19 protein-coding genes and 1 riboswitch are annotated in these 22,822 nt (G+C 50.7%); of the genes, 2 read left to right on the top strand and 17 right to left on the bottom strand.

Features of this window, described 5'->3' with window-relative positions; translation table 11 throughout:
• Positions 1 to 167 precede the first annotated feature (167 nt).
• The 9 genes from QZT18_RS00720 to QZT18_RS00680 all read right to left on the bottom strand — a co-directional run bounded on the left by QZT18_RS00720 (position 168) and on the right by QZT18_RS00680 (position 10,535).
• Positions 168 to 1,007: a bifunctional 5,10-methylenetetrahydrofolate dehydrogenase/5,10-methenyltetrahydrofolate cyclohydrolase gene (locus tag QZT18_RS00720; RefSeq protein ID WP_294143557.1), complete on the bottom strand. Its 840-nt coding sequence runs from the start codon at positions 1,005 to 1,007 to the stop codon at positions 168 to 170.
• A gap of 119 nt (positions 1,008 to 1,126) precedes the next feature.
• Entirely contained in the window at positions 1,127 to 1,855 is a 729-nt protein-coding gene (locus QZT18_RS00715; RefSeq protein ID WP_294143556.1) for a response regulator, read from the bottom strand.
• A 14-nt stretch (positions 1,856 to 1,869) separates the two neighbouring features.
• On the bottom strand, positions 1,870 to 3,357 hold the full coding sequence (locus QZT18_RS00710) for a histidine kinase (protein WP_294143555.1): 1,488 nt from the start codon (positions 3,355 to 3,357) through the stop codon (positions 1,870 to 1,872).
• A 193-nt stretch (positions 3,358 to 3,550) separates the two neighbouring features.
• The gene (locus tag QZT18_RS00705; protein ID WP_294143554.1) at positions 3,551 to 4,123 is read right to left on the bottom strand and encodes a 5-formyltetrahydrofolate cyclo-ligase; all 573 of its coding nucleotides are present in this window, start codon (positions 4,121 to 4,123) and stop codon (positions 3,551 to 3,553) included.
• 256 nt (positions 4,124 to 4,379) lie between these two features.
• Positions 4,380 to 5,636: a serine hydroxymethyltransferase gene (glyA, locus tag QZT18_RS00700; RefSeq protein ID WP_294143553.1), complete on the bottom strand. Its 1,257-nt coding sequence runs from the start codon at positions 5,634 to 5,636 to the stop codon at positions 4,380 to 4,382.
• Positions 5,637 to 5,823: 187 nt separating this feature from the next.
• Positions 5,824 to 7,161 carry a D-serine ammonia-lyase gene (locus QZT18_RS00695; protein WP_366925767.1) on the bottom strand — a complete coding sequence of 446 codons (1,338 nt, stop codon included), beginning with the start codon at positions 7,159 to 7,161 and terminating at the stop codon, positions 5,824 to 5,826.
• A gap of 17 nt (positions 7,162 to 7,178) precedes the next feature.
• A complete protein-coding gene (locus QZT18_RS00690) occupies positions 7,179 to 8,627 on the bottom strand; it encodes a sodium:alanine symporter family protein (protein WP_294143551.1) in 1,449 nt (482 codons plus the stop codon).
• Positions 8,628 to 8,870: 243 nt separating this feature from the next.
• Entirely contained in the window at positions 8,871 to 9,494 is a 624-nt protein-coding gene (locus QZT18_RS00685; RefSeq protein ID WP_294143550.1) for a hypothetical protein, read from the bottom strand.
• A gap of 39 nt (positions 9,495 to 9,533) precedes the next feature.
• Positions 9,534 to 10,535, bottom strand: coding sequence for a hypothetical protein (locus QZT18_RS00680; protein ID WP_366925766.1), 1,002 nt, complete (start codon positions 10,533 to 10,535; stop codon positions 9,534 to 9,536).
• A 328-nt stretch (positions 10,536 to 10,863) separates the two neighbouring features.
• Between QZT18_RS00680 and QZT18_RS00675 the strand changes: the two genes are divergently transcribed.
• The gene (locus tag QZT18_RS00675; protein ID WP_294143549.1) at positions 10,864 to 12,114 is read left to right on the top strand and encodes a RelA/SpoT domain-containing protein; all 1,251 of its coding nucleotides are present in this window, start codon (positions 10,864 to 10,866) and stop codon (positions 12,112 to 12,114) included.
• Between the two features lie 45 nt (positions 12,115 to 12,159).
• Positions 12,160 to 12,238, top strand: a riboswitch (Fluoride riboswitch).
• 192 nt (positions 12,239 to 12,430) lie between these two features.
• Positions 12,431 to 13,603: a sodium:proton antiporter gene (locus tag QZT18_RS00670; protein ID WP_294143548.1), complete on the top strand. Its 1,173-nt coding sequence runs from the start codon at positions 12,431 to 12,433 to the stop codon at positions 13,601 to 13,603.
• Positions 13,604 to 13,630: 27 nt separating this feature from the next.
• Here QZT18_RS00670 and QZT18_RS00665 read toward each other — a convergent pair whose 3' ends face one another.
• The 8 genes from QZT18_RS00665 to QZT18_RS00630 form a co-directional block, all read right to left on the bottom strand.
• Complete coding sequence (locus QZT18_RS00665; protein WP_294143547.1) at positions 13,631 to 15,706, bottom strand: heavy metal translocating P-type ATPase; 2,076 nt, start codon at positions 15,704 to 15,706, stop codon at positions 13,631 to 13,633.
• An 89-nt stretch (positions 15,707 to 15,795) separates the two neighbouring features.
• Positions 15,796 to 16,116 (bottom strand): DUF6110 family protein, encoded by a 321-nt coding sequence (locus tag QZT18_RS00660; protein ID WP_294143546.1) that lies wholly within the window; start codon positions 16,114 to 16,116, stop codon positions 15,796 to 15,798.
• 198 nt (positions 16,117 to 16,314) lie between these two features.
• Positions 16,315 to 16,578 carry a Fur family transcriptional regulator gene (locus tag QZT18_RS00655; protein WP_294143545.1) on the bottom strand — a complete coding sequence of 88 codons (264 nt, stop codon included), beginning with the start codon at positions 16,576 to 16,578 and terminating at the stop codon, positions 16,315 to 16,317.
• A gap of 106 nt (positions 16,579 to 16,684) precedes the next feature.
• A complete protein-coding gene (locus QZT18_RS00650) occupies positions 16,685 to 16,903 on the bottom strand; it encodes a FeoA family protein (RefSeq protein ID WP_125142425.1) in 219 nt (72 codons plus the stop codon).
• 325 nt (positions 16,904 to 17,228) lie between these two features.
• Positions 17,229 to 17,510, bottom strand: coding sequence for a DUF2325 domain-containing protein (locus tag QZT18_RS00645; RefSeq protein ID WP_125142424.1), 282 nt, complete (start codon positions 17,508 to 17,510; stop codon positions 17,229 to 17,231).
• 124 nt (positions 17,511 to 17,634) lie between these two features.
• The gene (locus QZT18_RS00640) at positions 17,635 to 18,558 is read right to left on the bottom strand and encodes a helix-turn-helix transcriptional regulator (RefSeq protein WP_294143544.1); all 924 of its coding nucleotides are present in this window, start codon (positions 18,556 to 18,558) and stop codon (positions 17,635 to 17,637) included.
• 68 nt (positions 18,559 to 18,626) lie between these two features.
• Complete coding sequence (locus QZT18_RS00635) at positions 18,627 to 20,531, bottom strand: heavy metal translocating P-type ATPase (protein WP_294143543.1); 1,905 nt, start codon at positions 20,529 to 20,531, stop codon at positions 18,627 to 18,629.
• Between the two features lie 501 nt (positions 20,532 to 21,032).
• Positions 21,033 to 22,736 (bottom strand): FAD-dependent oxidoreductase, encoded by a 1,704-nt coding sequence (locus tag QZT18_RS00630; RefSeq protein WP_366925765.1) that lies wholly within the window; start codon positions 22,734 to 22,736, stop codon positions 21,033 to 21,035.
• Positions 22,737 to 22,822: the final 86 nt, after the last annotated feature.

Here is a 22,822-nt window from a genome sequence, read left to right as displayed (position 1 = left end):
CGCAGTATCGAATTCACCGTAATTATAGCATTAACATTGTACCACTAAAACAGGAGAATTGTATGGCGCACAATTAACTTTCCATGCTCTTTTTCGCTGATTCCATCCCCTGAAAACGTCAACAGGACACCAGACTTTTAAAATTGTCTGGTGTCCTGTTGACGTTTTTAAACTGCAATTCCCGCGGCCTGCATCACATGCTTAGCCAGCACATACGTGGTGACGGAACCCACTCCGCCGGGTACGGGGGTGATTCCCTTTACGACGGGGGCGACGTTTTCAAAATCCACATCCCCGCACAGCTTTCCGTTTTCATCCATGTTGATTCCAACGTCGATGACAATACATTCCGGTGATACGTGTTCCGCTTTTATAAGTTTCCTCACTCCGGCGGCCGCCACCAATATTTCGGCGCTTCTGCATTCCTTCTCCAGTTCGTGCGTGAACTCGTTGCATACGGTCACCGTCGCGTCCCTTCCCAGCATCAGCAGGGACAGCGGCTTTCCGACCACCTTTCCGCAGCCTACAATCACGACTTTTTTACCCCGCAGTCCACAGTCCATATTATCCAGAATTTCCATGACGGCCTGGGCCGTGCAGGGGGCGTAGCCGTTCTCTTCTCCCAGATAAATCCTGGCCGTGTTGACCGGGCTGATCCCGTCCACATCCTTATCGGGACTTATCATATTCTCGGCAGCGGACACATCGAGCTGGTTCGGCAGCGGACGGAGTAAAAGTATCCCGTTCACGCCGTCATCCTCATTTACCTCCCTGAAACGCCCGATAAATTCCTCCTGGGTAACATCGGCCGGAAGTATTTCCAGCCTGCATTCTATTCCCAGAGAGGACAGGCGCTTTACCGCTCCTCTCTCATATGCAATATCATCCGGTTTTTCACCAACCCTGACAATCGCAAGGCATGGTTTTTTGCCCTCCTGAAACTCCATAGACCCCTTCATCTTCCGGATCATGGCATCTGCGACTTCGGCTCCTTTGATCAGATTCATCGGACAGACCTCCTCGTATTTTGATAAGACAATCATACCATTGATCCGATGCACGATATATTCCTGTTTTTGCGTTTTTCTTTACGGATTTATGCAGACTTTCCCCTGACGGCCATTAGTTAAAGTTCATTTGAAGGGCTTTTCGTCCCATCTTCCCGGCCGCCTGTCTTGAGCTTCTGGCAGTAGGCCGCAGGCGTCATCCCCATGTGGATCTTAAAGTATTTATAAAAATTGTTCAGACTGTCGTAGCCGGTCAGCTCCGCCACCGCTTTTATACTGTACTGGCCGTCATTCAAAAGTTCCACGGCTTTCTCAATCCTCACTTTGTTGACATAAGTCACCATACTGATCCCCATATGTTTTTTAAATAACCGCGCCATATGGCTGGGCGTCGTGTAAAGCATCTGGGCAAGCTGGTTTAACTCCACCTTCCGGGTGTAGTGGCCGTTTATGTATTCCAGGATGCTGTTTACCATTGCATTCGGCGTAAACTGCCAGCCGATTGCCCTCGTAATCGCCTGGATAAACTGCTTATATTCCACGGGTTTTAATAAAATATCCTTGGCCCCCAGCCTCAGCGCCTGCTGCGCATATTCAAAAGATTCATATGCCGTTATGATAATATAATGAATATCGGGACATTCCTTCATCACCTCGAACCCGTTCATCAGCGGCATCTGTATGTCCAGGAAAACGAGCCGCGGGTCCTGCTTTTTAATCATCTCCACGGCCTGTCTTCCGTTCACGGCCGTTCCGGTTATTTCTATGGGAATATGCTCTCTTTCAATAAAATGCGTGATAATTGCCGCTACAGCCGGTTCATCGTCCACTATAATTGCCTTAACCATACCGTATCATCCCCTTATCTTTCCTGACAACGGATCTCTCCGGCGCGGGCGGGAACCGTGACGCTGACGCAGGTTTCCTCCTTCTCCCCCGAGCAGATATCCATTGTAAACTCCGTCCCATAAGCCGCCTTCAGCTTATCATAGATAAAAGAAAGCCCATGGCCGTTATTGTTCGGCAGACTCCTCTTTACGCGGTTTAACGTGACTTCATCCACATTGCTTCCATTATTATAAACGCGGATTTCCGCCTTCTCTCCGTCCGGCTCCACCTCAATGCGGATCTTCCTTCTGCCGTCCACGTCGGCAAAACCGTGGGTAAATGCATTCTCCACCACCGGCTGCAGGAAATTAAACGGTACCATGACCGATTTCATGGCATCGTCAATCCGATACGTGACCTCCAGCGACTTTCCATAGCGGAGTTTCTGCAAATCCAGATAGGTTCCGAGATATTCCAGTTCCGATTCAAGCGACACAAACCTCAAATCCACCGCCATCGTATAGCGGAACATCTTTGCCAGATTAATGATCGAATCATACAGGGAATCCCGGCTTCCGGTCAATGCCATATCCGCCATACAGTTTAACGTATTGAACAGAAAATGGTGGTTAATCTTTAAATTCGTCACCTGATCATTTACCGTGTAAAGTCTCTCCTCCGACAACCGGATCTGCCTGTCCTTATCAATCATTTCAAGCTTGGATTCGTTAAACTCACAGATGCTCAGAATGCTTTTTACAATCTGTTTTAAAATTTTCCGGATTCCGATGACGGAGCTTTCCGGGGTGTCGTAAACGCCCTCATGCACTCTGGAATCCGACTCCGACAAGAGGATATGGCCTCCCCTCACCGTCCCAATCCGTGAATTTTTATAGACGACGGGAAGATGGAACACCGTCAGGCCGTACGGACATAAAAACTGCTGCATCTCCTCGCCGTTCTCGGCCAGCGCATCCGCTTTCAGACAGGGACACGGTTCCTCCTCCCCCTCCGCCATATGGCATGTTTTAATGCAGTAGCCTGGAAAATACATTCCCTTCCATGCCACCTCCCCGGCCTCATCAAAAACAGTAACCGGAAGGTGCAAAGATTCCAGCACCTGTGTGCGCATCGCCTCTATCGCCGTGTAAATCATGTTGGAACTGTGTTTACCGGCCGCCGTGCTGTCCTTTATTTCAATCAGGGAAGAACTGGTGGCCGTATTTGAAATCAGCAGCTCCTTTAAAACGCCCTCTCCCAGATTCACCGTCTCATGCGTGCAGTCCGGCTCCATATAGAGATACATGCCCGCCTTATAAACCTGCTCCCTGCCATTGACAATATAGAGCCCTTCCCCTTCGATAATATAGATAAACTGTTCCTGTCCGTAGTGGACATGATGCGGCTGCCTTTTTCCCGGGGCAATTTCCGTAAACCCCACATTGATCGTCTGATTCACCGCCGATTTGTCCGGTATATGCAGCCACCTGATTTGTCCCCATTCCTTTTTCTGTATAAACAATGTTTCATCCCCTCTCCGTTATTGCTCATTTCCCGTACCTTAATCTTACAATATTCATCCCCAAAAAGAAATGGGAGAAAAAGCAAGCATTTCCCGCAGGAACTTTTTCTGCCCGAATTCCCCACCCGCGGCCGCCTAAAATCCGGGACTGAAGCCCCCTCTCCCATCCCGCCCCTGCCATCCCGTCGGCGTTCTATTTTCTCACCACCATAATCCCTTTTTCAGAAATAACATAATCCATCCCCTGATCATAACCGTCGACAGGAATATCCTCTCTCATAATCTTCCCCCGGCACAGGGATACCCTCTGCGCCTTCGTCTTTAACAGATACCTGTCGTAATAACCTCCGCCATAACCCAGCCGTTTTCCGTCACTGCCGCAGGAAAGACACGGGATAATCGCCAGGTCGATCGCTTCCGGAGGTACGGCCGCCGCGCTCTTTTGAGGCTCCAAAATCCCATAGTGCCCGATTTTCAGGCTTTCCAGAGCGTCCAGATAAAACGCCTCCATCACTCCTCTGGAAATGCATTTTGGTACGCACAGCCGTTTTCCCCTTCTCAGGGCGTCCTTCAGAATGGGGACCGTGTTGATCTCATCTTTCGTGCCGACATAGCAGAAAACGGTCCGCGCCTCCTGATACCCCGCAAAGTGGATGACCGACCGGCAGATTGCCTGATCCGCCTGCTCACAGTATTTATTGGTGAGCCCCTCCACCATTTTTCTTACTTCCCTGCGTAACTCCTGTTTCTGCTCCGTGACCGTCATGATATGCCTGCCTTTCCGCTGTTTTTACTCTGCTTTCCGCTGCTTTTTCCTGCTCCTAAAAAAAGTCCGGCTCGCCGGACTTTCGCGCCGGGCGCTGCCGCTTAGCGGCATATTACCTCTTCGCGCGAGTGCGCATCCTGCCCGGAGGGCTTTTTTATATCATAGGCGCACCCTATGATATAAAAAATACCCGTCTTCCATAATCGCTGATTTACAGAAGGCGGGCACGAACCGTTGAAATGATGTTCTATATAAATTATACTTCAAAGCTTCCCGCCGGATATAACGGGAATCTGGCGATGAGCGCTTCGGCTTTGGCTTTGCAGTCCGCCAGATTGGCCTCATCCTCGGGAGCCGCGGCTACCTGATCCATAATTTCTACGATTTCTTTTACTTCCGCCTCTTTGAGCCCCCTCTGGGTTATAGAGGTAACTCCGATGCGGACTCCGCTTGTCACAAACGGGGATGCCGTATCAAACGGGATCTGGTTTTTATTGACCGTGATTCCCACTTTATCAAGGGCGATCTGGAACTGTTTTCCGGTCAGCCCCTTTGGCCTCAAATCTACCATTACAAGGTGATTGTCCGTCGTTCCGCTCACAACGCGGAATCCGTGTTTATTTAACTCGTCCGCCAGTGTTTTTCCATTTATCAGCACCTGTTTCATGATTGCCTTGAATTCGTCGGTTGCCGCATATTTAAATGACCATGCTTTCGCCGCCATCGTGGCAAGGTGGATGGAACCGAGGCAGCCCGGGAACGTTCCCTTATCCAGCATTTTTGCATGCTCGGCTTTGCAGAACACCATTCCGCTTCTGGCTCCGCAGAATGTCTTTGTCGTGGAGGAGGAAACAAAATCCGCGTATGGGATAGGGCTTGGAATCACCTCAGCGGCAACCAGTCCCGCAATGTGGGCCATATCCACCATCAGATAGGCTCCGACTTCCTTTGCAATCTCCGCCATTCTCTCATAATCAATCAGCCTTGGGTAGGAGCTGGCGCCGGCAATAATCATTTTCGGTTTAACCTCTTTTGCCTTCTTTTCAAGCTCGTCGTAATCAATCATTTCCGTTTCCTGGTTCACCCCGTAAAACTCATGGTGGTAAATCTTGCTTACCCAGTTGGCTGCGCTTCCGTGTGTCAAATGGCCGCCCTGATCCAGCCTCATGCTTAAAATGGTGTCGCCGGGGTTAAGAGCCGCCGCAAACACGGTGTAGTTTGCCGTAGAGCCGGAATAGGACTGGATATTGACGTGGTCGGCCTTAAATAATTCTTTTGCTCTTTCCACGCCCAGCACTTCCACTTTATCCGCCACATCAGAACCTGCCTGGAACCGTTTCCCCGGATACCCCTCCAGTGTCTTATTGGTGAAAATGGAGCCGCTAAGTTCCATTACTTCCAGCGGAGCCGTGCTCTCGGAGGCAATCATCTCAATATTATGTTCCTGTCTGTGTAACTCATCCACTACCAATCCGTAAAGTTCCGGGTCCGTTTCATGTGTTTTCTTTAACATCCCTCATTCTCCTTTTCTTTGCTATCTCCTGTTGATGACTTCATTCTAGCATGCGCGCCGCTCAGAATATATTCTCGAAATTGCACTTCTTTTTATGGATTTTGACTGTTCCCACCCGTTGCGATTATTGTTTTTTCCATTGTGATTATTGTTTTTTCCATTGTAATTTCTTCCCGAATCACCGTTTTTACAGGTATGTATTCTTATACTCTTCCCTGACATGATCGGGAACCAGACTGCCGCCCGTCGCCCATGCGATATGGACGGACCCGGCCATTTTATCCTGAAGTCCCTGTTCCTTTATATAGTCCCGCGTCTCCTGATAGACATTCAGATGGGCCGGACCCGTGAAAGCCGCGCAGGCGCTGGGCTCCAGGAAAATATCTTCCGTACTGAGCAGATCTCTCATATATTCATAGAGATTCCCGTCCCGGATTGTAAAAATGCCGCTCAGCATCGGTTCCATGACCTTTCCCACGAAACCGGAAGGCCGCCCTACCGCCAGTCCGTCCGCATGGGTCAGTCCGGTCAGGCCTATGTCCTGTACGGATATGGCGTTATGGAGTTTTGTCGCCATTCCTGCAAGCATACAGGGAGCCTGTGTCGGTTCCACAAAGAAGCAGTGCACCGCATCCCGGAACACCTGCTTCAGGCCAAAGCTCACGCCGCCCGGCGCTCCGCCCACTCCGCACGGAAGGTAGACGAACAGAGGATGAGCCTGATCCACGGTAATTCCCAGCTCCTTAAGCTGCATAACAAGGCGTTTTGCCGCTACCGCATACCCGAGGAACAGATTTCTGGAATTTTCATCGTCCACAAAATAACTGTTTGGATTCTGGTCCGACAATTTTCTGCCGCTTACTACCGCCTCGCTGTAATCCGACTCATATTCGATAACGGTCACGCCGCGGCTCCTCAGCAGATCTTTTTTCCACTGTTTCGCATCTGCGGACATATGTACAACTGCATTGTATCCGATGGCGGCGCTCATAATCCCGATGCTCATTCCCAGATTTCCGGTGGAGCCCACCTGTATCGTATAGCGGCTGAAAAACCGGCGGTTTTCTTCGGATGCAAGCCGGGCATAGGATTCCTCCGGGTTAATGAGGCCGTGCTCTAAAGCCAGGTCTTCCGTGTGCTTGAGCACCTCATAAATGCCGCCCCTCGCTTTGATGGAGCCGGCAATCGCCAGATGGCTGTCCTGTTTTAAAAGCAGTCTGCCCTCCAGGCCGGCATGATACGTATCGTTCAGCAGCTTCTGCATATTGGGGATCGGTTTCAGCACGGACTCAATCAGGCCTCCCCTCTCCTTTGTTTCCGGAAAACGCTGCATAATGAACGGGGCAAACCGCTTCAGTCTCTCCTCCGCGTCGTCAATATCCGCCATGGTCAGCTCCTGCCCTTTTGTTCCTGTAGTAAAATCCGTTTTACCCGGATTGATCCATACCAGTTCTTTTTCCAAAGCCGCCTCCCGGAGCACCGGAGTTTCCGCGGCTGCCTGAGTTATTTCAACCGTATTTGCCATAATAACCATTCCTTCCTTTATTTTTTCAAATTGCGCCAGACTCCCGTATCATCGGAAATCCCAAACTGTTCCGGATCAAAGACCGGATCCCTGCCCTCCGCTTTCTGTTTCTCAAAATCCTTCAGAATTGCAACCACCTGCTTTGATAAAATCAACACTGCGATGATATTCAGCCATGCCATGAGACCGGCTCCGGTATCTCCCATCGTCCAGACGACTCCGCCGTTGATCAGGACACCCGAGAACGTGGAGATAATAAAGATAATTCTCATAATTGTGATTGCCGTTTTATTTCCCTTAAACAGGTAGCTGGTATTGCTCTCCGCCTGGTAGGAGTAACCAATCAAACTGGTGAAAATAAAAAGCGAGATGATAACTGCAAACACCTTTCCGCCAATCAGCGTACCGTAAACGGATTCCAGGATATCCTGTGTCCACCCTATCCCATAGGGGCTTCCCGGAAGATATTCCACAAGGAAGGACGCTCCGTCCGGCCCGATTACATTGTAGGATTTACTGAGCAGGAGGATAATGGCCGTCGAGGTGCAGACAATAAAGGAAACGATATAGACCGACAATGCCTGAATCAGTCCCTGTTTTGCCGGATGTGTGCACTCCGCTGCCGCCGATACGATGGCGCCGGAGCCCTGTCCGGCCTCGGTGGAATAGACGCCCCTTTTCACTCCCCAGATGATTGCCGAACCGGCGATTCCGCCGAAAACGGCGTTCTGCCCGAATGCGGATGTTATGATATCAGCTAACACCGAAGGAATATTCTTTCCGAAAATAAACAGGATCCCAATTGCAAGCCCCATGTAAACGAGACACATAACCGGAGCCGCCTTTTCCGCAAAACGGCCGATGCGCTTTACTCCGCCGAAGGTAACAACGGCAAGTAAAACCGCCAGAATGACGCCGCCCGTTATCATGTTCGTCCCGAATGCCCTCTGGAATGTGCTGGCAAGGGAATTGGCATGCAGTCCCGGCATCAGGATCCCCGGTCCCAATATGGTTGCCAGGGCAAACACCACCGCATAAGGTTTACACTTGATTCCTTTTTCAATAAACAGCGCCGGTCCGCCCACATATTCGCCGTTCACTTTATCCTTGTATGCCTGTGCCAGCGCTGATTCCGCCAGCGCCGTGCCTGCCCCCAGCAGACCCAGAACCCACATCCAGAAGACCGCCCCCGGTCCTCCAAAATAAATGCCGGTCGCCACGCCCGCAACGCTTCCCATGCCGACACGGGAACCAATTGTAGTCGCAAACGCCTGGAACGGCGTTATCCCGCTTTCCCCGCTGCTCTCCTGGTGCAGAAGCAGTCTCACCATTTCTTTAAAAAACCTGATTTGAGGAAAACGCAGCCGGAATGTAAAATACAGGCCCGTAATCAGACACAATGCTACCAGGGCGTTATTCCACACCAGCCCGTTAACCGCCTCCATAATTTTAGTAAAATCCCACATATTCCCCTTCTCCTTTTTGCTTTTTATGTTTATTTTCTATAATTATTGCAGAAAAAGGATTGTAAATATAGTCTTGTTCTTGATAATTGTTTTATCATTTTTGATGTTTCGTCCGGGTGTATTTGTGCAAAACCGGTAAAGGCCCGAAGGACGGGTATCTTGATGGAGCATTCCTCCCTAAACGAAAAAAAAATCTCCTGAGAGTAGCCGCTCTCAGGAGATTCGCTCCGTATCTTCTCAATTTTATTCTGTTTCTCCCATGATGTCAATACTTACCACCGTAGTTCCGTCCAGTACGATCCGCACTACCGCACCTTCGGTCAGCGCTGCAGTATCTGCGCTCTCATGCCCGCTTCCTTTTGTAACCGTTGTAGAAGAAGAGAGCGTCACAACGCTTGTTTCCTCTGAAAATTTCATTTCCATCTTCCCGGCTCGCCCTCCGGCCGTTTTTTCCGTCATGTCCTTAAAGTCCGCTGGCAGTTCAGGCAACGTTCCTCCGTCCGCAGGTCTCTCGGGCGGTGTCTCTCCATCTGCCGGTTTTTCGGGCGGCATCTCTCCGTCTGCCGGTTTTTCGGGCGGTGTCTCTCCGTCTGCCGGTTTTTCAGGCGGCGTCTGCCCGTCTGCCGGCTTCTCCGGCGGAGTTTCTCCATCCGCGTTCTGTGCTCCCGGCCGTTCCGCCAGTGTGACGGTCAGCGTATCGTCGTCGATCGACACAATCTTAGCCATTAAACCACCGTCATCTTTCAAAGTTCTTTGTTCTCCGGCTCCGGACGCATTTGTACCGGCATAACTCACCAGTCCTGTTCCCATCACTGCCGCCGTGCATATTCCGGCTCCTAATAGTATTCCTGTAATTTTATTTTTCATGGTAATCTCCTCTTTTCTCTTTTAATAATCCCCGCAGCGCTACTGAATCCAGATTCCATCGCTTCCGACGTAATACCCGTCCGGCGTAGCGGCATTCGACAGCATCGCCCCGTCACTTCCGCAGTAATACCAGTTGGAATTCCAATCCACCCACCCTGTCACCATATATCCGGTTCCGTTAAAATAATACCAGTTATTGTTGATATACTGCCAGTTATTCACCGTGTAGCTCCGGTCCGCATTGCAGTACCACCAGCCGACGTCATCCTGAAGCCAGGCGCCTTCACCCGAGGCGCTGCCCGGTCCCGACGATGTGCCGGAGGAACCGGAAGTGCCGCCCGAGCTGATCTCTAAAGCTTCGTCGGATGATACGTACCAGGAATCAGACTCCTCCCAGCTTCCTTTGTTGGAGGAGTTGTATACCCCGCGGACCTTAAACGTATAATACCCGCTTGTTGTAATATAGCCGGAAAAATCATAACTCGTGTTGTAGGTTGTAAGGACCGACGTCACGGCACTGCTGCCCCGGTACAGCCGCACCTCATATTTCACCGCATCCCCGCTGTCATCCCACGAAGCAGCGCCGTCCGTCTCATCCCATTCCAGTCCGTCCACATCCAGATCGTAGTCGCCGTCGTCACCGTCCAGGGCATCGAGAGTAATATAGACCACCAGCTTACTGCTGCTTCTGCTGACCGATGTGACCGTGGCGTCGGATCCGCTGAGACTTACGCTGCTCTTTGCAAATCCCGAGGCAAAATAATAGCCGTCCTCCGCCTCCAGCGTCACCTTCACCTTGGGCTTGTCGCCGTCGTCCCACTCATCATCCGGCTCGTTTGTCACCTCCATATCCCCGACGCTGAATTTAGACGAACTCGTCGTGACCGTCACATCACTGTCGCTGCTGCCCGCCTCTATGTCGGATGAAACCTTCAGTGAAACGCTGCTGATTTTAGTTCCCGTGGCCGCCATCGCCGTCATGGGGACGGCCAGGAATATTCCTGTGAGGACAAAAGTTACCGTTCTCTTTAAAATGTGCATAAAACTCCTCCTTACTTTGGCTGCAGACATTTCATGCCGTTCCCGCCGCCATGCGGTTCAGGCGCGGCCTGTCCGCCCTGATTGAGTGGCAATGAAAAGTTCGCGAAGCGCGCTTTTCGTTGTTTCCTGCCCGGTTATAAAATTACCATGCAAAGCTGAAAAGGAGCTTAAAACAGAGCGTTCAAACTGTGATTTTTCGGTGAACCTTTTTTGTTGCCGGGGACAAAGAGAACATCAGTTTTATTTTCCATTTTTCTTCCCGAAAATGTCAGGTTGAATCTGTCCCTCTCTTCGTATATAATTAAGGTAAGTAAGGAGGGAACACACAATGGACTTAATTAACCAATTTGTAGAAAATTATAAGAAAAAAATGACTTTTTACGACACGGCGGGCCGCCTTGCCGCCGCTCAGTTGGAGGAGGCCATGCAGGCTGCCGGTATCCGTGCCATTGTTACTTCCCGCGCCAAAAATCTGGGGCGCTTAAAAAGCAAGGTTTTACACCGCAATGCATCACGTACCGCCCCTTATAAAAATATGAAGGAAATCTATGAGGATATCGCAGATCTGTCCGGAGTCCGGGTTTCCCTCTACTTTCCGGGTGATCGTGATAAAGTACATGCCCTGATTGCCGATCTTTTTACCATCCAGGAGATCCGTCAGTTTCCCGAACAGTCCAAACCGCCGACCTACAATAAACGTTTTTCCGGCTATTGGGCAAATCATTACCGCGCGAACATGAAAGAAGAGAATCTGACGCCTCAGCAGAAAAAGTACGCTTCCGCCAGGCTCGAAATTCAGGTTGCTTCCGTTTTAATGCACGCCTGGTCCGAGGTGGAACACGATCTTCTTTACAAGCCGCTGCAGGGGACTCTGTCCGATGAAGAGCTTGCCATTATCGATGAACTGAACGGTCTTCTTCTCGTCGGAGAAATTGCCCTGGAACGTCTCCAGAGCGCGGGTAACGAACGGATCCGCAACAAGAACACCGCCTTCGGCAGCCAGTATGATCTGGCCTCTTACCTCTATAACTACTTAAGCAATAACTTCCGGCCGGAGGACATTGAACTCCGCATGGGAAATATCGAGCTGCTGTACCGGCTCCTCAGCCGTTTAAAAATGGTCAGCGTCAGGGAGATCGAACCCGTTTTAAAATCCGTCAAGTTTGAAAAAGACAAGCGGAATATCTCCCAGCAGATTATTGATCAGATTATTACGGGAAGTGAACGGCGCTATCAGACTTATCAGGAACTCAGGCTCAGACAGGATGAGACGGATCCCGAGCTGGAACAGGCTATCCACTACTTCTTCGAGCAATGGGTTCCCCTTGAGAAATATCTCAACCGCGCCACCTATCCCAATTCACCCAAGACAAAAGGCGCTTTTAATATTAACCGCTTAAAACGAATGGAACTGTTAAATCAGGAAACCTTAAACCAGATTGTCCTGCTGAGGAAATTAAGAAATGTTCTGATTCATGATATTGAGATTCCCGACCGCGAATCGATTTTGAAACAGGGGCAAGAGGCCCATGACCTCCTTTTAAGAATCACGAAACCGCCGGAAGAAAATGCAAAATAACACCGGCAATATAAGCTTGACAATCCATCCATGAAAAGTTATGATAGAGCGTACGGGAATGAAGTTCTCCCTCAGTGTGTTACATACTGGAACCGCTTATTAAGCTGATGACTTCTGCGTAGATTACGCGGAAACCATCGGCTTTTTTATGTCATAGGAAAGTGCTCCTATGATATAAAAAAGCTCTCCGGGCAGGATCGCACTGCGGCGGAGAGGAATTATGCCGCTAAAGCGCCCCGCCGCAGGCGGAGAATCCCTCTCGCGGGATTCCTGCGCTGCCGCGCGGTTTTCCGCCATAAAATTCAGGAGGATTGTTATGTTACTCAGTATTGCTTTAATGATGATTGTAGGGATGTTTACGGGCTGGCTTTGTAAGAAAATGCATCTGCCCGCCCTGATGGGAATGATTTTTACCGGGATTATCCTGGGGCCGTATGCTTTTAACCTGATAGACGGTTCCATTCTCGGCATTTCATCGGAGCTTCGGAGGATTGCGCTGATTATTATCCTGACCAGGGCCGGTCTCTCTCTCGACATCAACGATTTGAAGAAAGTCGGCCGCCCCGCCGTTCTGATGTGTTTTGTTCCCGCCTGCTTCGAGATCCTGGGCATGATTGTCCTGGCTCCGCGTCTTCTGGGCATAAGCATCCTGGATGCGGCGATTATGGGAGCCGTAGTCGGAGCCGTTTCCCCGGCCGTTATCGTCCCTAAAATGCTGAAGCTGATTGAGGAGGAGCGAGGCACGAAAAAAGGAATCCCCCAGCTTATTCTGGCAGGAGCCTCGGTAGATGATGTCTTTGTTATCGTCATGTTTTCCGCCTTCACCGGCCTTGCCCAGGGCGACAGTATTTCCCCTGCCGCCTTTATAAAAATCCCCATCTCGATTCTGGTTGGAATCGCTTCCGGGCTTCTGCTCGGATATTTGCTGTCCAGGTATTTTAAACGGTTTCATATGAGGGACACGGTGAAGGTCATCATTCTTCTGAGCCTCTCCTTTATCCTTGTATCGCTGGAGGACCGTTTTTCGGATTTTATCCCGTTCTCTGCCCTGATTGCGGTTATGTGCGTCGGTATTGCGCTGAAAGAAAAACGGGAGATTGTGGCCGCCAGGCTTTCGATGAAATTCAACAAGCTGTGGGTATGCGCGGAAGTCCTGCTCTTTGTGCTGGTGGGAGCCACCGTCGATTTAAAATATGCCGCTGCCGCCGGTCCCGCGGCAATTCTCCTGATCGCCGGAGTCCTTCTCTTCCGGATGGCAGGCGTTTTATTCTGCCTGGTTAAAACAAGGTTAAATAGAAAAGAACGCGTTTTCTGCATGATTGCCTACCTGCCGAAAGCGACCGTGCAGGCCGCAATCGGAGGACTGCCGCTTGCAATGGGACTGTCCTGCGGGAATATTGTGCTGACGGTGGCGGTGCTTGCCATATTGATCACCGCGCCGCTCGGAGCTTTTTTAATCGATTTGACCTACAGGAGACTGCTGAAATAAATTTAAAAGGCAGTTACCGATGCCGGTTTAATCTAACAGATTCGTCATGCTCTTAAGGCTCACCGCCAGTGTGGATGTATTGTGCAGAAGCGCCGATGTGGCCGGTGCAATCACACCGCCTGCGCCCAGGAGAATCAGGCCGAGGTTAAAGCCGATTACAAACCGGTAGTTCCTGTCGATTCTGCGCATCAGGCCGTCGCTGATGGCACGGAGTGTGACGAGCTGAAAGAGGCTGTCCTCCGAGATCGTGATATCGGCGATTTCTCTGGCAATCTCCGCTCCTTCGCTGATGGCAATTCCCGCGTCTGCGGCGGAAAGCGCCGGGGAATCGTTGATTCCATCCCCGATCATAATGACCTTGCGGCCCTTTTTCTTTTCACTTTCCACAAATCCGGCTTTGTCCTCCGGCAGGACTTCGGAATAATATTCATCCACGCCGACCCGGCCGGCAATCGCCCGGGCCGTCCGTTCACTGTCTCCCGTCATCATGACAATCTTTGATATACCCTGACGGTGCAGCGCGCTGATCACGGCATCCGCCTCTTCCCTCAGCGGATCTTCGATACAGATGACTGCGGCCAGCGTGCCTCCTATCGCCATATAGAGATGGGAGTATTCCACCGGAAGACCGTCAAATGCCTCTCTTCCATCCTCCGGGATACGGCAGCCCTCATCCTCGAAGACAAAATGGTAGCTTCCGATGACAACCCGCTCCTCACCCACATAAGTGGCGATTCCGTGAGCTACGATGTAATCCACCTTAGAGTGCATCTCCTGATGCACCAGGCCGCGTTTCACCGCCTCGCTGACAACGGCGTTTGCCATGGAATGCGGAAAATGCTCCTCCAGGCAGGCGGCAAGGCGGAGAAGTTCGTTCTTTTCCTGCCCGTTAAACACGACTACGTCCGCCACCTGCGGCTTTGCCTTTGTCAGCGTCCCGGTCTTATCAAATACAATCGTGTCCGCCGCGGCAACCGCCTCCAGATATTTTCCGCCTTTGACCGTGATGCGGTAGCCGCCCGCCTCCCGCATGGCAGAAAGTACGGAGAGGGGCATGGCCAGTTTCAGGGCGCATGAGAAATCCACCATCAGAATGGACAGCGCCTTTGTCGCGTTTCCGGTCAAAAGATAGGTGAGAGCCGTTCCTCCAAGGCTCCACGGCACAAGGGCGTCGGCCAGCGTGGCGGCTTTTCCCTCCGCCGTGGACTTAAGCTGCTCCGACTCCTCTATCATTCTGACAATCCGTTCAAACCGTGTTGCGCCGGCCGCTTTCTTTACGCATAACGTAATCTCCCCCTCTTCAATGGCCGTACCCGCATACACATACATTCCCGTCTCTTTTCTTACGGGAACCGACTCTCCCGTCATCGACGCCTGGTTCACCATTGCATCGCCCGAAACCACCACGCCGTCGAGCGGAATCACATTTCCCATATGTACCGTCACCATGTCCCCTTCACGGATATCGATGACCGGCACGAGCACCTGCGTCCCGTCCACATTCTGCCAAACTTTCGTGATGTTTAAGGACATGCTCCTCGCCAGATCATCCACCGACTTTTTGTGGGTCCACTCTTCCAGAAGTTCGCCAATCCCAAGGAGGAACATGACCGAACCGGCCGTTCCGAAATCGCGGCGCAGGATGGAAACGGCGATTGCCGTTGCATCCAGTACCTCCACTTCCAGCTTTCTTTTCAGCAGGCAGCCAATCCCCTTTGCCATATACCGCACCGACCGCGCCGTCGTATAAACGGCCCGCAGGCGCATGGGCAGACACATCCTTGTAAACGCACGAATCATAACTTTCTGGATCAGTTTTTCCTTGTATTCACGGTTCAGCGCCCGTCCGCTGTTCTTCGGTACAATCTCACAGAGCCGTTCATCGTCGTAAGTAAATTTGCAAATTCCTTTCAGAACCGTCTCCCTGTCCCCGTCGAAGAGAATTACCGCATCGGCCGTCCTGTCGTATACCTTCACCCCGGTCACTCCGGAAAGTTCCCTGAGATAGTGTTCCAGTAAATCGGCCTGGCGGATGCTCATCTCCCTCTGGTACAGGTGAATCCGGATCCTGCCTCTTATTTCATGTCTGATTATAAATTTCATTAAAGCGCTCCTCTTATGTATACCGGCATTAATATATCTTTACTGCAAAAAACAGCCCGGGGAATTCTTCTCCCCGGGCGGATACCTCTTTACTCCTCTGCCGCGGCGGCGGGAGCGGTTTCTGTTTCTTTGAAATCTTCCACGGTTTTCTCACCGCTTTCGTCCTCAAATACTTCCTGCTGTCTGCGTTTTTCATTAATTTCTTTTGCTTCTGCCATGATGTCTTCCGCATTCTCCTGAATATTCGTAGCCGTAGCCATCACGCAGTCCTTTGCCCGAAGCCCTGCCGCCAGGCTGTTTATGTAGAATTTCTTGGCATCATTGCTTCCCAGAATCTTGACACCGGCTGTTCCAAACAGCACGCCGCCCAAAAACAGACCTGCTTTTTTCCAGTTTAAACAATCCATCATTCTTTTGTCCTCCTATTTGTGCCTGTACCCTGTGTACATTGTCATTACAAAACAAAATACCATGGCCCATGCCCAGAATCTGTGATTCTTCATCTTGTGTCACTTCCTTTACGGGAATTTTCTTTTGCTTTGTCACCTGGATAATAACCAATATTTTCCAGGTTAGTCAATTCTAATATGGCTTGTTGAGAAATTTACTCAACTATCCATATTTTCGTTCTCCCTGGGCGGGAAAGAATAGCGGTAAGTCCTGGTCAGAATCCCAATTTCCTCCAGAGCGTTGACCGTCCGGTAAACGGTTGCCATCCCCAGTTTGGGATCTCTTTTTTTTGCCTCATAATAGACATCTTTGCAACTGGTCCAGTTTCCTTCCAGGAGCACGTCCAGAAGCATTTCCCGCTGTCCCGTTATTCTCTTTCCCCTTTTCTGGAATTCTTCAATTACCTGTTCTTTCTGCCACATATCGGTCCTCCTTATTCCCGTACCAAACCAGCCCGGAAAAGATTAGTCCAAGCTAACCAAATATCATGAACCAAGAGTTCCGCTTGCGGAACTCTTGCGCTGCCGCCTACCCGGCCAGTACTATAATTTTGTCCGCCATCTCTCTCCCGATTGCAACCCGTATATTTTTAACCGTCACAATCACGTTGCCGTCGCGGATGGAAATTACTCTCATACACGTCCCCGGCACAAAGCCCATGCTTTTCAGGTGGCTGCGCACCTCTTCTTTTCCGCAGAGCCGTCTGATCGATGTTACATCCCCTTCTCTTGCCATTGTCAAAGGCATACGGATTCTCCTTTTCTTTGTTCTTCCCGTTACGATAATTTTATGTACATTTCCCGAGTTATACTCAACTAACTTTTATTTTTAGGTTAGCACTGTATAACCTAAATGTCAATAATTTTTTTCATTTTGTACAATGGACCGATTGAAATGCGTTTTGTAACAACGAAAAGTACGCTTCGCGAACTTTTCATTGCCACTCAAGAAAAAAGGCGGCACAACCTGTTTATTGCGCCGCCTTATATTTATTTAATTTCCATGTTCCGCTTTTACCGGCTGCAAGTTTTTTAACAACGGAAAGCACGCTTCGCGAACTTTTCATTGCCACTCAAGAACAGCGCTGTTCCAGAATTTCCGTAAGCGCCGTTCCGCTGCTGGTATGGCAGCGCACAATATCCGTCCTCTCGCTGTCCACTTCGCCCAGCGCGCATTTAATCATCTTGTGGGAGACGGTGTTTGTAAAGAGCACCAGGATGTCCGGACATCCTATTTTCTTATCGAGATCCGCCGGCATCTGCGTAAACACCTTTGCTTTACATTTATAATTTTTACAAATTTTCTTGTACTGTCCTACCATACGGTCATGTCCGCCTACGATAACTACACTCATAATTCACTCTCCTGTCCTGATAAGTTATATTGTATTTCCGTGAGTTAGTTTCAACTAACTGCATTATACACAAACACCGCATGCCTTGTCTATAGTTTTAGAAGAGAATTATTATCAATAAGGTTTACCTTTCTCCATGTCTGCATTTTCTGCGGTACTCCATTGGTGAGATTCCATGATGTTGTTTGAAAACGGATGCAAATTTACTCCGGTTTGCATATCCCACCTGCGATGCGATACCGCTCACCGGAATTTCGGTATGAATAAGAAGTTCTGCTGCGCGTTCCATCCGGAGCCGGCGCAGATAATCCTTGACGGACGCGTGATAAAGCAGTTTAAAATTTGACTTCAGCGCGGTTTTGCTGATACAGAATTCTCTCGCCAGCCCTTCAATGGTAACTTCCTGTGACAGGTCTTCACACAGCCGTTCCTTTATATTTTTTACAACGCCGATCTGGTTCCTTGTCTCTCTATCAACGAGGCGCTGTTCCTCCGGATCCACCAGTCGCAGATACATCAGAAGTTCCAGCACCTTTATCTTAAAATAATCACTCCGCACCGCTTCCGGGATATCATAGAGTTCTGAGAAAATGTGGGCAATATGATCATTGGCTCGCATTGCAAAGAAATGACTGCCGGGGCAGAATTTATCCGCCATCCCTTCGAGAGCCAGGGTCCGGCTGTCTAAAAGAGGAAGGGGGACCGTCCGGAGAACGGTCAGGTTCAACACCACGGTAATCCCGCGGTATCGCCCTGTCGGAAACCGGAGGGAGGGGCTGCTGCTCTCCCTCCTCGTGATGCAGAGATCCCCCGGCCCCAGATACAGATAATCTCCGCATATCCATCTGCATTCCTCACGGCCCTCATGGCAGTAGTCAATCTCCAGGATCTCGCCTTCCTCCCCCGGGCAGCTTTGCCGTTCCCGTGCTGAAAAGTCGCTGTAAACAAGTTTAATTCCCGGCAGGACCTCAAATACTTCCACGGAGCTGCTTTCCTCACTGTGTATTACTGCCTCGCCGATTTCTTCTACCCTGCCGTACTTTTCCATTTCCATTCCTCCCCTTCTTTCGCCTTTCCGTCCTGGAGCGTGTTTGAAAATTCATTTCTGCCGTTTTTCTATGCCGCAGCAGTCTTTCCGGTCACTTTTGCTTCCCCGCAGGAGGAAAACTCCTCCTGCTTCGGCACCTTCAGAGCGCGGATTGCGTTCAGGATGGCAATAACGGACACGCCCACATCGGCAAATACCGCAGCCCACATGGATGCAAAACCCAGGGCGCCCAAGATCAGAACCAGTATTTTAACTCCCAGCGCAAACACGATATTCTGGCGGACGATGCGCAGGGTCTTCCGGGATATCCGCATGGCTGTTGCGATTCTGGACGGCTCATCCGTCATGATAACCACATCGGCGGCCTCAATGGCGGCATCGGAGCCCAGCCCGCCCATGGCAATGCCGATATCCGCTCTTGCCAGCACCGGAGCATCGTTGATACCGTCCCCGACAAAGGCCAGTTTTCCATTAGCGCCCGTCTCCTTTAAAAGTTCTTCCATATGGCTGACCTTATCTGCCGGCAGAAGTTCCGTATAAACCTCATCCAGTTTAAGCTTCTCAGCCACTTTCCGGCCAACCGCGTCGGCGTCTCCCGTCAGCATCACTGTTTTTCTGACGCCGGAATTCTTCAGGTCACGGATGGCAAAAGCCGCATCGTCCTTTATCTCATCCTCTATCAGAATGGCTCCTGCATATTTTCCGCCCCTTGCCACATAAATGACGGTTCCCGGTTCATTGACAGGAGTGAAGCTGATATTTTCCCGCTCCATCATTTTTGCATTTCCGGCCAGTACGGACTTGCCGTCCATCACAATCGCAACGCCGCGGCCCGCAATTTCTTTTACATCCGTAATGCGGCTGCCGTCCGGCTCCCTGCCGCAGGCGGTTCTGATAGAACGTGAGATTGGATGGCCAGAATCCTTCTCCGCACAGGCGGCCAGATAAAGCAGTTCCTCCTTCGTGACGCCCTCGGGGTACAGGCCGCTGACGGCAAATGTGCCTTTTGTAAGCGTACCCGTTTTATCAAATACTACCGTCCCGGTGTCTGCAAGCGCCTCCAGATAATTACTGCCCTTAATCAGGACTCCGCATTTTGAAGCTCCGCCTATTCCTCCGAAAAAACTTAAAGGCACTGAAATCACAAGCGCACATGGGCATGATATGACGAGAAACGTCAGAGCCCGCTCAATCCACATGGCAAAACCCTGACCCAGGATTAGCGGAGGCACTACGGCCAGCAATACCGCCGCGATTACAACCACCGGTGTATAATACCTTGCAAAACGTGTGATAAATGCCTCCGATTTCGACTTCTTGCTGCCGGCATTCTCCACCAGGTCCAGAATCTTTGATACGGTAGATTCACCGTATGCCTTGGATACGCGCACCCTGAGAGTTCCCGACTGGTTGATGCACCCGCTGATCACTTCGCCGCCTGCGGCCACCTCCCGCGGCATGGATTCACCGGTCAGGGCCGAGGTATCCAGCGATGAGGTTCCGTCCGTCACCACTCCGTCTAACGGCACCCGTTCCCCGGCTCTGATGACAATCATATCGCCCGCCTGCACTTCTTCCGGATCCACCCGGACCGTTTTTCCATCCCTCACCAGATTGGCATAATCGGGACGGATATCCATCAGGCTGCTGATGGAACGGCGTGATCTGCTGACCGCGTAGCTCTGGAACAGCTCTCCCACCTGATAGAACAGCATGACCGCAACACCCTCCGCATATTCGCCCAGGCAGAGCGCTCCGACCGTCGCAACGGTCATCAGGAAATTTTCATCAAACACCTGTCCGTTCAGAATATTCTTTACCGCTTTCCACACAATATCCCAGCCAATCACGGCATAACAGACGAGATAACCGGCCGTCTTTGCCCCGGGTCCCGGCAGAAGCAGGGACGAAAGAATAAAAATAGCGATGGCGGCAAGAATGCGGCCAAGCTGCTTTTTCTGTTTTTTTGTCATAGTATTTCCTCTCCTTTCTAATGGAAAAGGTGGCTTTATTTCTGTCTGCCTCCTCCTGTTAATAGTGTTATTTATTTTTCATATGAACAGTTATTCATTTGTTCATATATGTAATATAACTGCTAATCAAGGAAAAATCAATAGGATAATCAAGATAATGTCCAAACAGATTCACGGTGCGTCCTTTTGGAGCCTTTTACTCTCTCCGGGTGCGGCCGCCCTGCAGGATATTACGGGATATTACGGCATGTTCAGTATATTGCGGCATGTTCAGTATATCGCGGCATAACTGTAAGTCCTGCACCATCCTGAAGGTTTTCTGTCAGCCAGGCGTGTTCCGGTAACTCTCCTGAATTAAGACGAAAAAAGCGCCCGCAGTGCCGGACGCTTTTTAGTTTAATTATTTTCCTTTATTTATTTTTCCTTTATTTTTTGTACTTTATCTTTTTTGGCTTTTCTTAATTAGAGAATAACGTGATGTCCCCGGAATGCTTTACAAGATTATCCCTCCTCCAATATCTCCGCCACTTCTTCGAGGCTCTTCTTTCCGAAATAAACCCGGCTGTCGTTGACAATCATACAGGGAACGCTCATAATCTTATATTTCTTTTTCAGCTCCGGATAATGCATCAGATCAACCATCTCTCCCGTCACCTTCTCCGAAAGGGAGGCGGCCCTCTGTGCGGCCATCACCACTTCCGGGCACATGGTGCAGGACAGTGATACCATGACTTTCACATTCATTTCCTTTCCAAGCGATGAAAAACGCTGTTTCAATTCCCCATCGATCGGCTGCCCCGGCCCCGCCATATTATACAGGGCAATGACAAAGGAATTAAATTCGTGGCCTCCCGGCACTCCGTGGAACAGGATGTTTCCCCCGCTCCCGTCCTCCCTCATAATCCGGAAGGCCGGAAACAGTTCGCCGTCCGCCTCTCTCCTGCTCTTCTCCTGTTCCGTCATTCTCTCCCTCACGCAGATGAGCCGATCCGTGAGCCCCTCCAGTTCTCCCAGAAAGCCGCTCATCTCCCCCGCCAGCGGGGTGTCGTCCAGCTCCGCTTTTATCATGACCTTACTCTCAAACTTTTCGAACAGGCCGGATAGCTGCCGCCTGATTTCCTCCGATAAGAAGGTGTTTCCCTCTCCGCTCCGACCTTCCTGCAAAGAATCTCCCGTGCCCCGTTCCGTTTCCTTCTTCCGGCTTTCGGTGCGGGTTCCCAGCTTCTCCATGTGAGCGTCTTTTCTTAGAAGTTCCGGAATTCCGAGTTTTTCATGGACTGCGGAAACGTGTTTTTCCAGAGACGTGGCAGCCACAGCGCCATCCGACACTGCCGTCACCACCTGCCTTAAGTTCTTAATGCACACGTCGCCTGCTCCGTAGACCCCCTCCACACTGGTCTTCCGGTTCTCGTCGGTGATGAGATAGCCCTGGCTGCTGCAGGCAACCTTGCCGCCCATCCAGGAGGTGTTCGGCACGTACCCGGCAAAGACGAAAATTCCGAATCCTCCGTCCTCTCCCGCTTCATGCGTCCACTCTTCTCCGGTCTTATTGTCCCTGAAACGGGCATGGGAGACCATAGTTTCCCCGCCTGCCTCCACAATCTCGGTATGAAACCGGACCGTGATTTTTTCCTCTTTCCGCACCTGATCGGATACGGTTTTTGCGCAGGTAAAGTCATCCTCCCTGACGATCAGGTTCACCTTTTTGGCATACTTTGTCAGGAAAATTCCTTCTTCCACCGCTGCGAAACCGCCTCCAATGACAAAGACTTCCAGATCGGTAAAAAACTCTCCGTCGCAGGTGGCGCAGTAAGCCACGCCTCTGCCCTGGAATTCCTTTTCTCCTTTAAAGCCCAGTTTTCTCGGGTTTGCTCCCGTAGCCAGAACAACGCCCAAAGCCCTGTACTCCCCGGCTGTCGTGCGGAGTGTCTTGATATCCTCCTCAAGATCCATGTCAAATACTTCCGCCAGGATAAACTCGGCCCCGAACGCCTCGGCCTGCTCCTTCATCGAATTCGTCAGTTCCTTTCCGCTTGTTCTCTCCACTCCCGGATAATTAACAATTTCCGATGTGATCGTGATCTGGCCGCCGATCTTTTCCTTTTCCATCACCAGGACCTTATATCTGGCCCTGGCCATATAGATAGCCGCCGACAGCCCTGCCGGACCGCCGCCGACAATGATTACATCATATAAATGTTCCAATTCCGCTCCTTTCACCGTATGGCCGCCCATACGGAATGCGCCGTCCTTTTTTCTGTTCCGGTTAAAAAAGAAGGAAGACTTCCTCT

Source organism: uncultured Clostridium sp. (assembly GCF_900547735.1).
In the GTDB taxonomy this organism is placed as follows: domain Bacteria; phylum Bacillota; class Clostridia; order Lachnospirales; family Lachnospiraceae; genus Otoolea.
Note: the sequence above shows the minus strand (reverse complement) of the source record. Positions and strands in the feature narration are given on the sequence as shown.

Excerpts from the sequence above, each read along its gene's own strand:
- QZT18_RS00720 (WP_294143557.1), bottom strand. The coding sequence starts at position 1,007 with ATGAATCTGATCAAAGGAGCCGAAGTCGCAGATGCCATGATCCGGAAG.
- QZT18_RS00715 (WP_294143556.1), bottom strand. The coding sequence starts at position 1,855 with ATGGTTAAGGCAATTATAGTGGACGATGAACCGGCTGTAGCGGCAATT.
- QZT18_RS00705 (WP_294143554.1), bottom strand. The coding sequence starts at position 4,123 with ATGACGGTCACGGAGCAGAAACAGGAGTTACGCAGGGAAGTAAGAAAA.
- glyA (WP_294143553.1), bottom strand. The coding sequence starts at position 5,636 with ATGTTAAAGAAAACACATGAAACGGACCCGGAACTTTACGGATTGGTA.
- QZT18_RS00695 (WP_366925767.1), bottom strand. The coding sequence starts at position 7,161 with ATGGCAAATACGGTTGAAATAACTCAGGCAGCCGCGGAAACTCCGGTG.
- QZT18_RS00690 (WP_294143551.1), bottom strand. The coding sequence starts at position 8,627 with ATGTGGGATTTTACTAAAATTATGGAGGCGGTTAACGGGCTGGTGTGG.
- QZT18_RS00685 (WP_294143550.1), bottom strand. The coding sequence starts at position 9,494 with ATGAAAAATAAAATTACAGGAATACTATTAGGAGCCGGAATATGCACG.
- QZT18_RS00680 (WP_366925766.1), bottom strand. The coding sequence starts at position 10,535 with ATGCACATTTTAAAGAGAACGGTAACTTTTGTCCTCACAGGAATATTC.
- QZT18_RS00675 (WP_294143549.1), top strand. The coding sequence starts at position 10,864 with ATGGACTTAATTAACCAATTTGTAGAAAATTATAAGAAAAAAATGACT.
- QZT18_RS00670 (WP_294143548.1), top strand. The coding sequence starts at position 12,431 with ATGTTACTCAGTATTGCTTTAATGATGATTGTAGGGATGTTTACGGGC.
- QZT18_RS00665 (WP_294143547.1), bottom strand. The coding sequence starts at position 15,706 with ATGAAATTTATAATCAGACATGAAATAAGAGGCAGGATCCGGATTCAC.
- QZT18_RS00660 (WP_294143546.1), bottom strand. The coding sequence starts at position 16,116 with ATGATGGATTGTTTAAACTGGAAAAAAGCAGGTCTGTTTTTGGGCGGC.
- QZT18_RS00655 (WP_294143545.1), bottom strand. The coding sequence starts at position 16,578 with ATGTGGCAGAAAGAACAGGTAATTGAAGAATTCCAGAAAAGGGGAAAG.
- QZT18_RS00650 (WP_125142425.1), bottom strand. The coding sequence starts at position 16,903 with ATGCCTTTGACAATGGCAAGAGAAGGGGATGTAACATCGATCAGACGG.
- QZT18_RS00645 (WP_125142424.1), bottom strand. The coding sequence starts at position 17,510 with ATGAGTGTAGTTATCGTAGGCGGACATGACCGTATGGTAGGACAGTAC.
- QZT18_RS00640 (WP_294143544.1), bottom strand. The coding sequence starts at position 18,558 with ATGGAAAAGTACGGCAGGGTAGAAGAAATCGGCGAGGCAGTAATACAC.
- QZT18_RS00635 (WP_294143543.1), bottom strand. The coding sequence starts at position 20,531 with ATGACAAAAAAACAGAAAAAGCAGCTTGGCCGCATTCTTGCCGCCATC.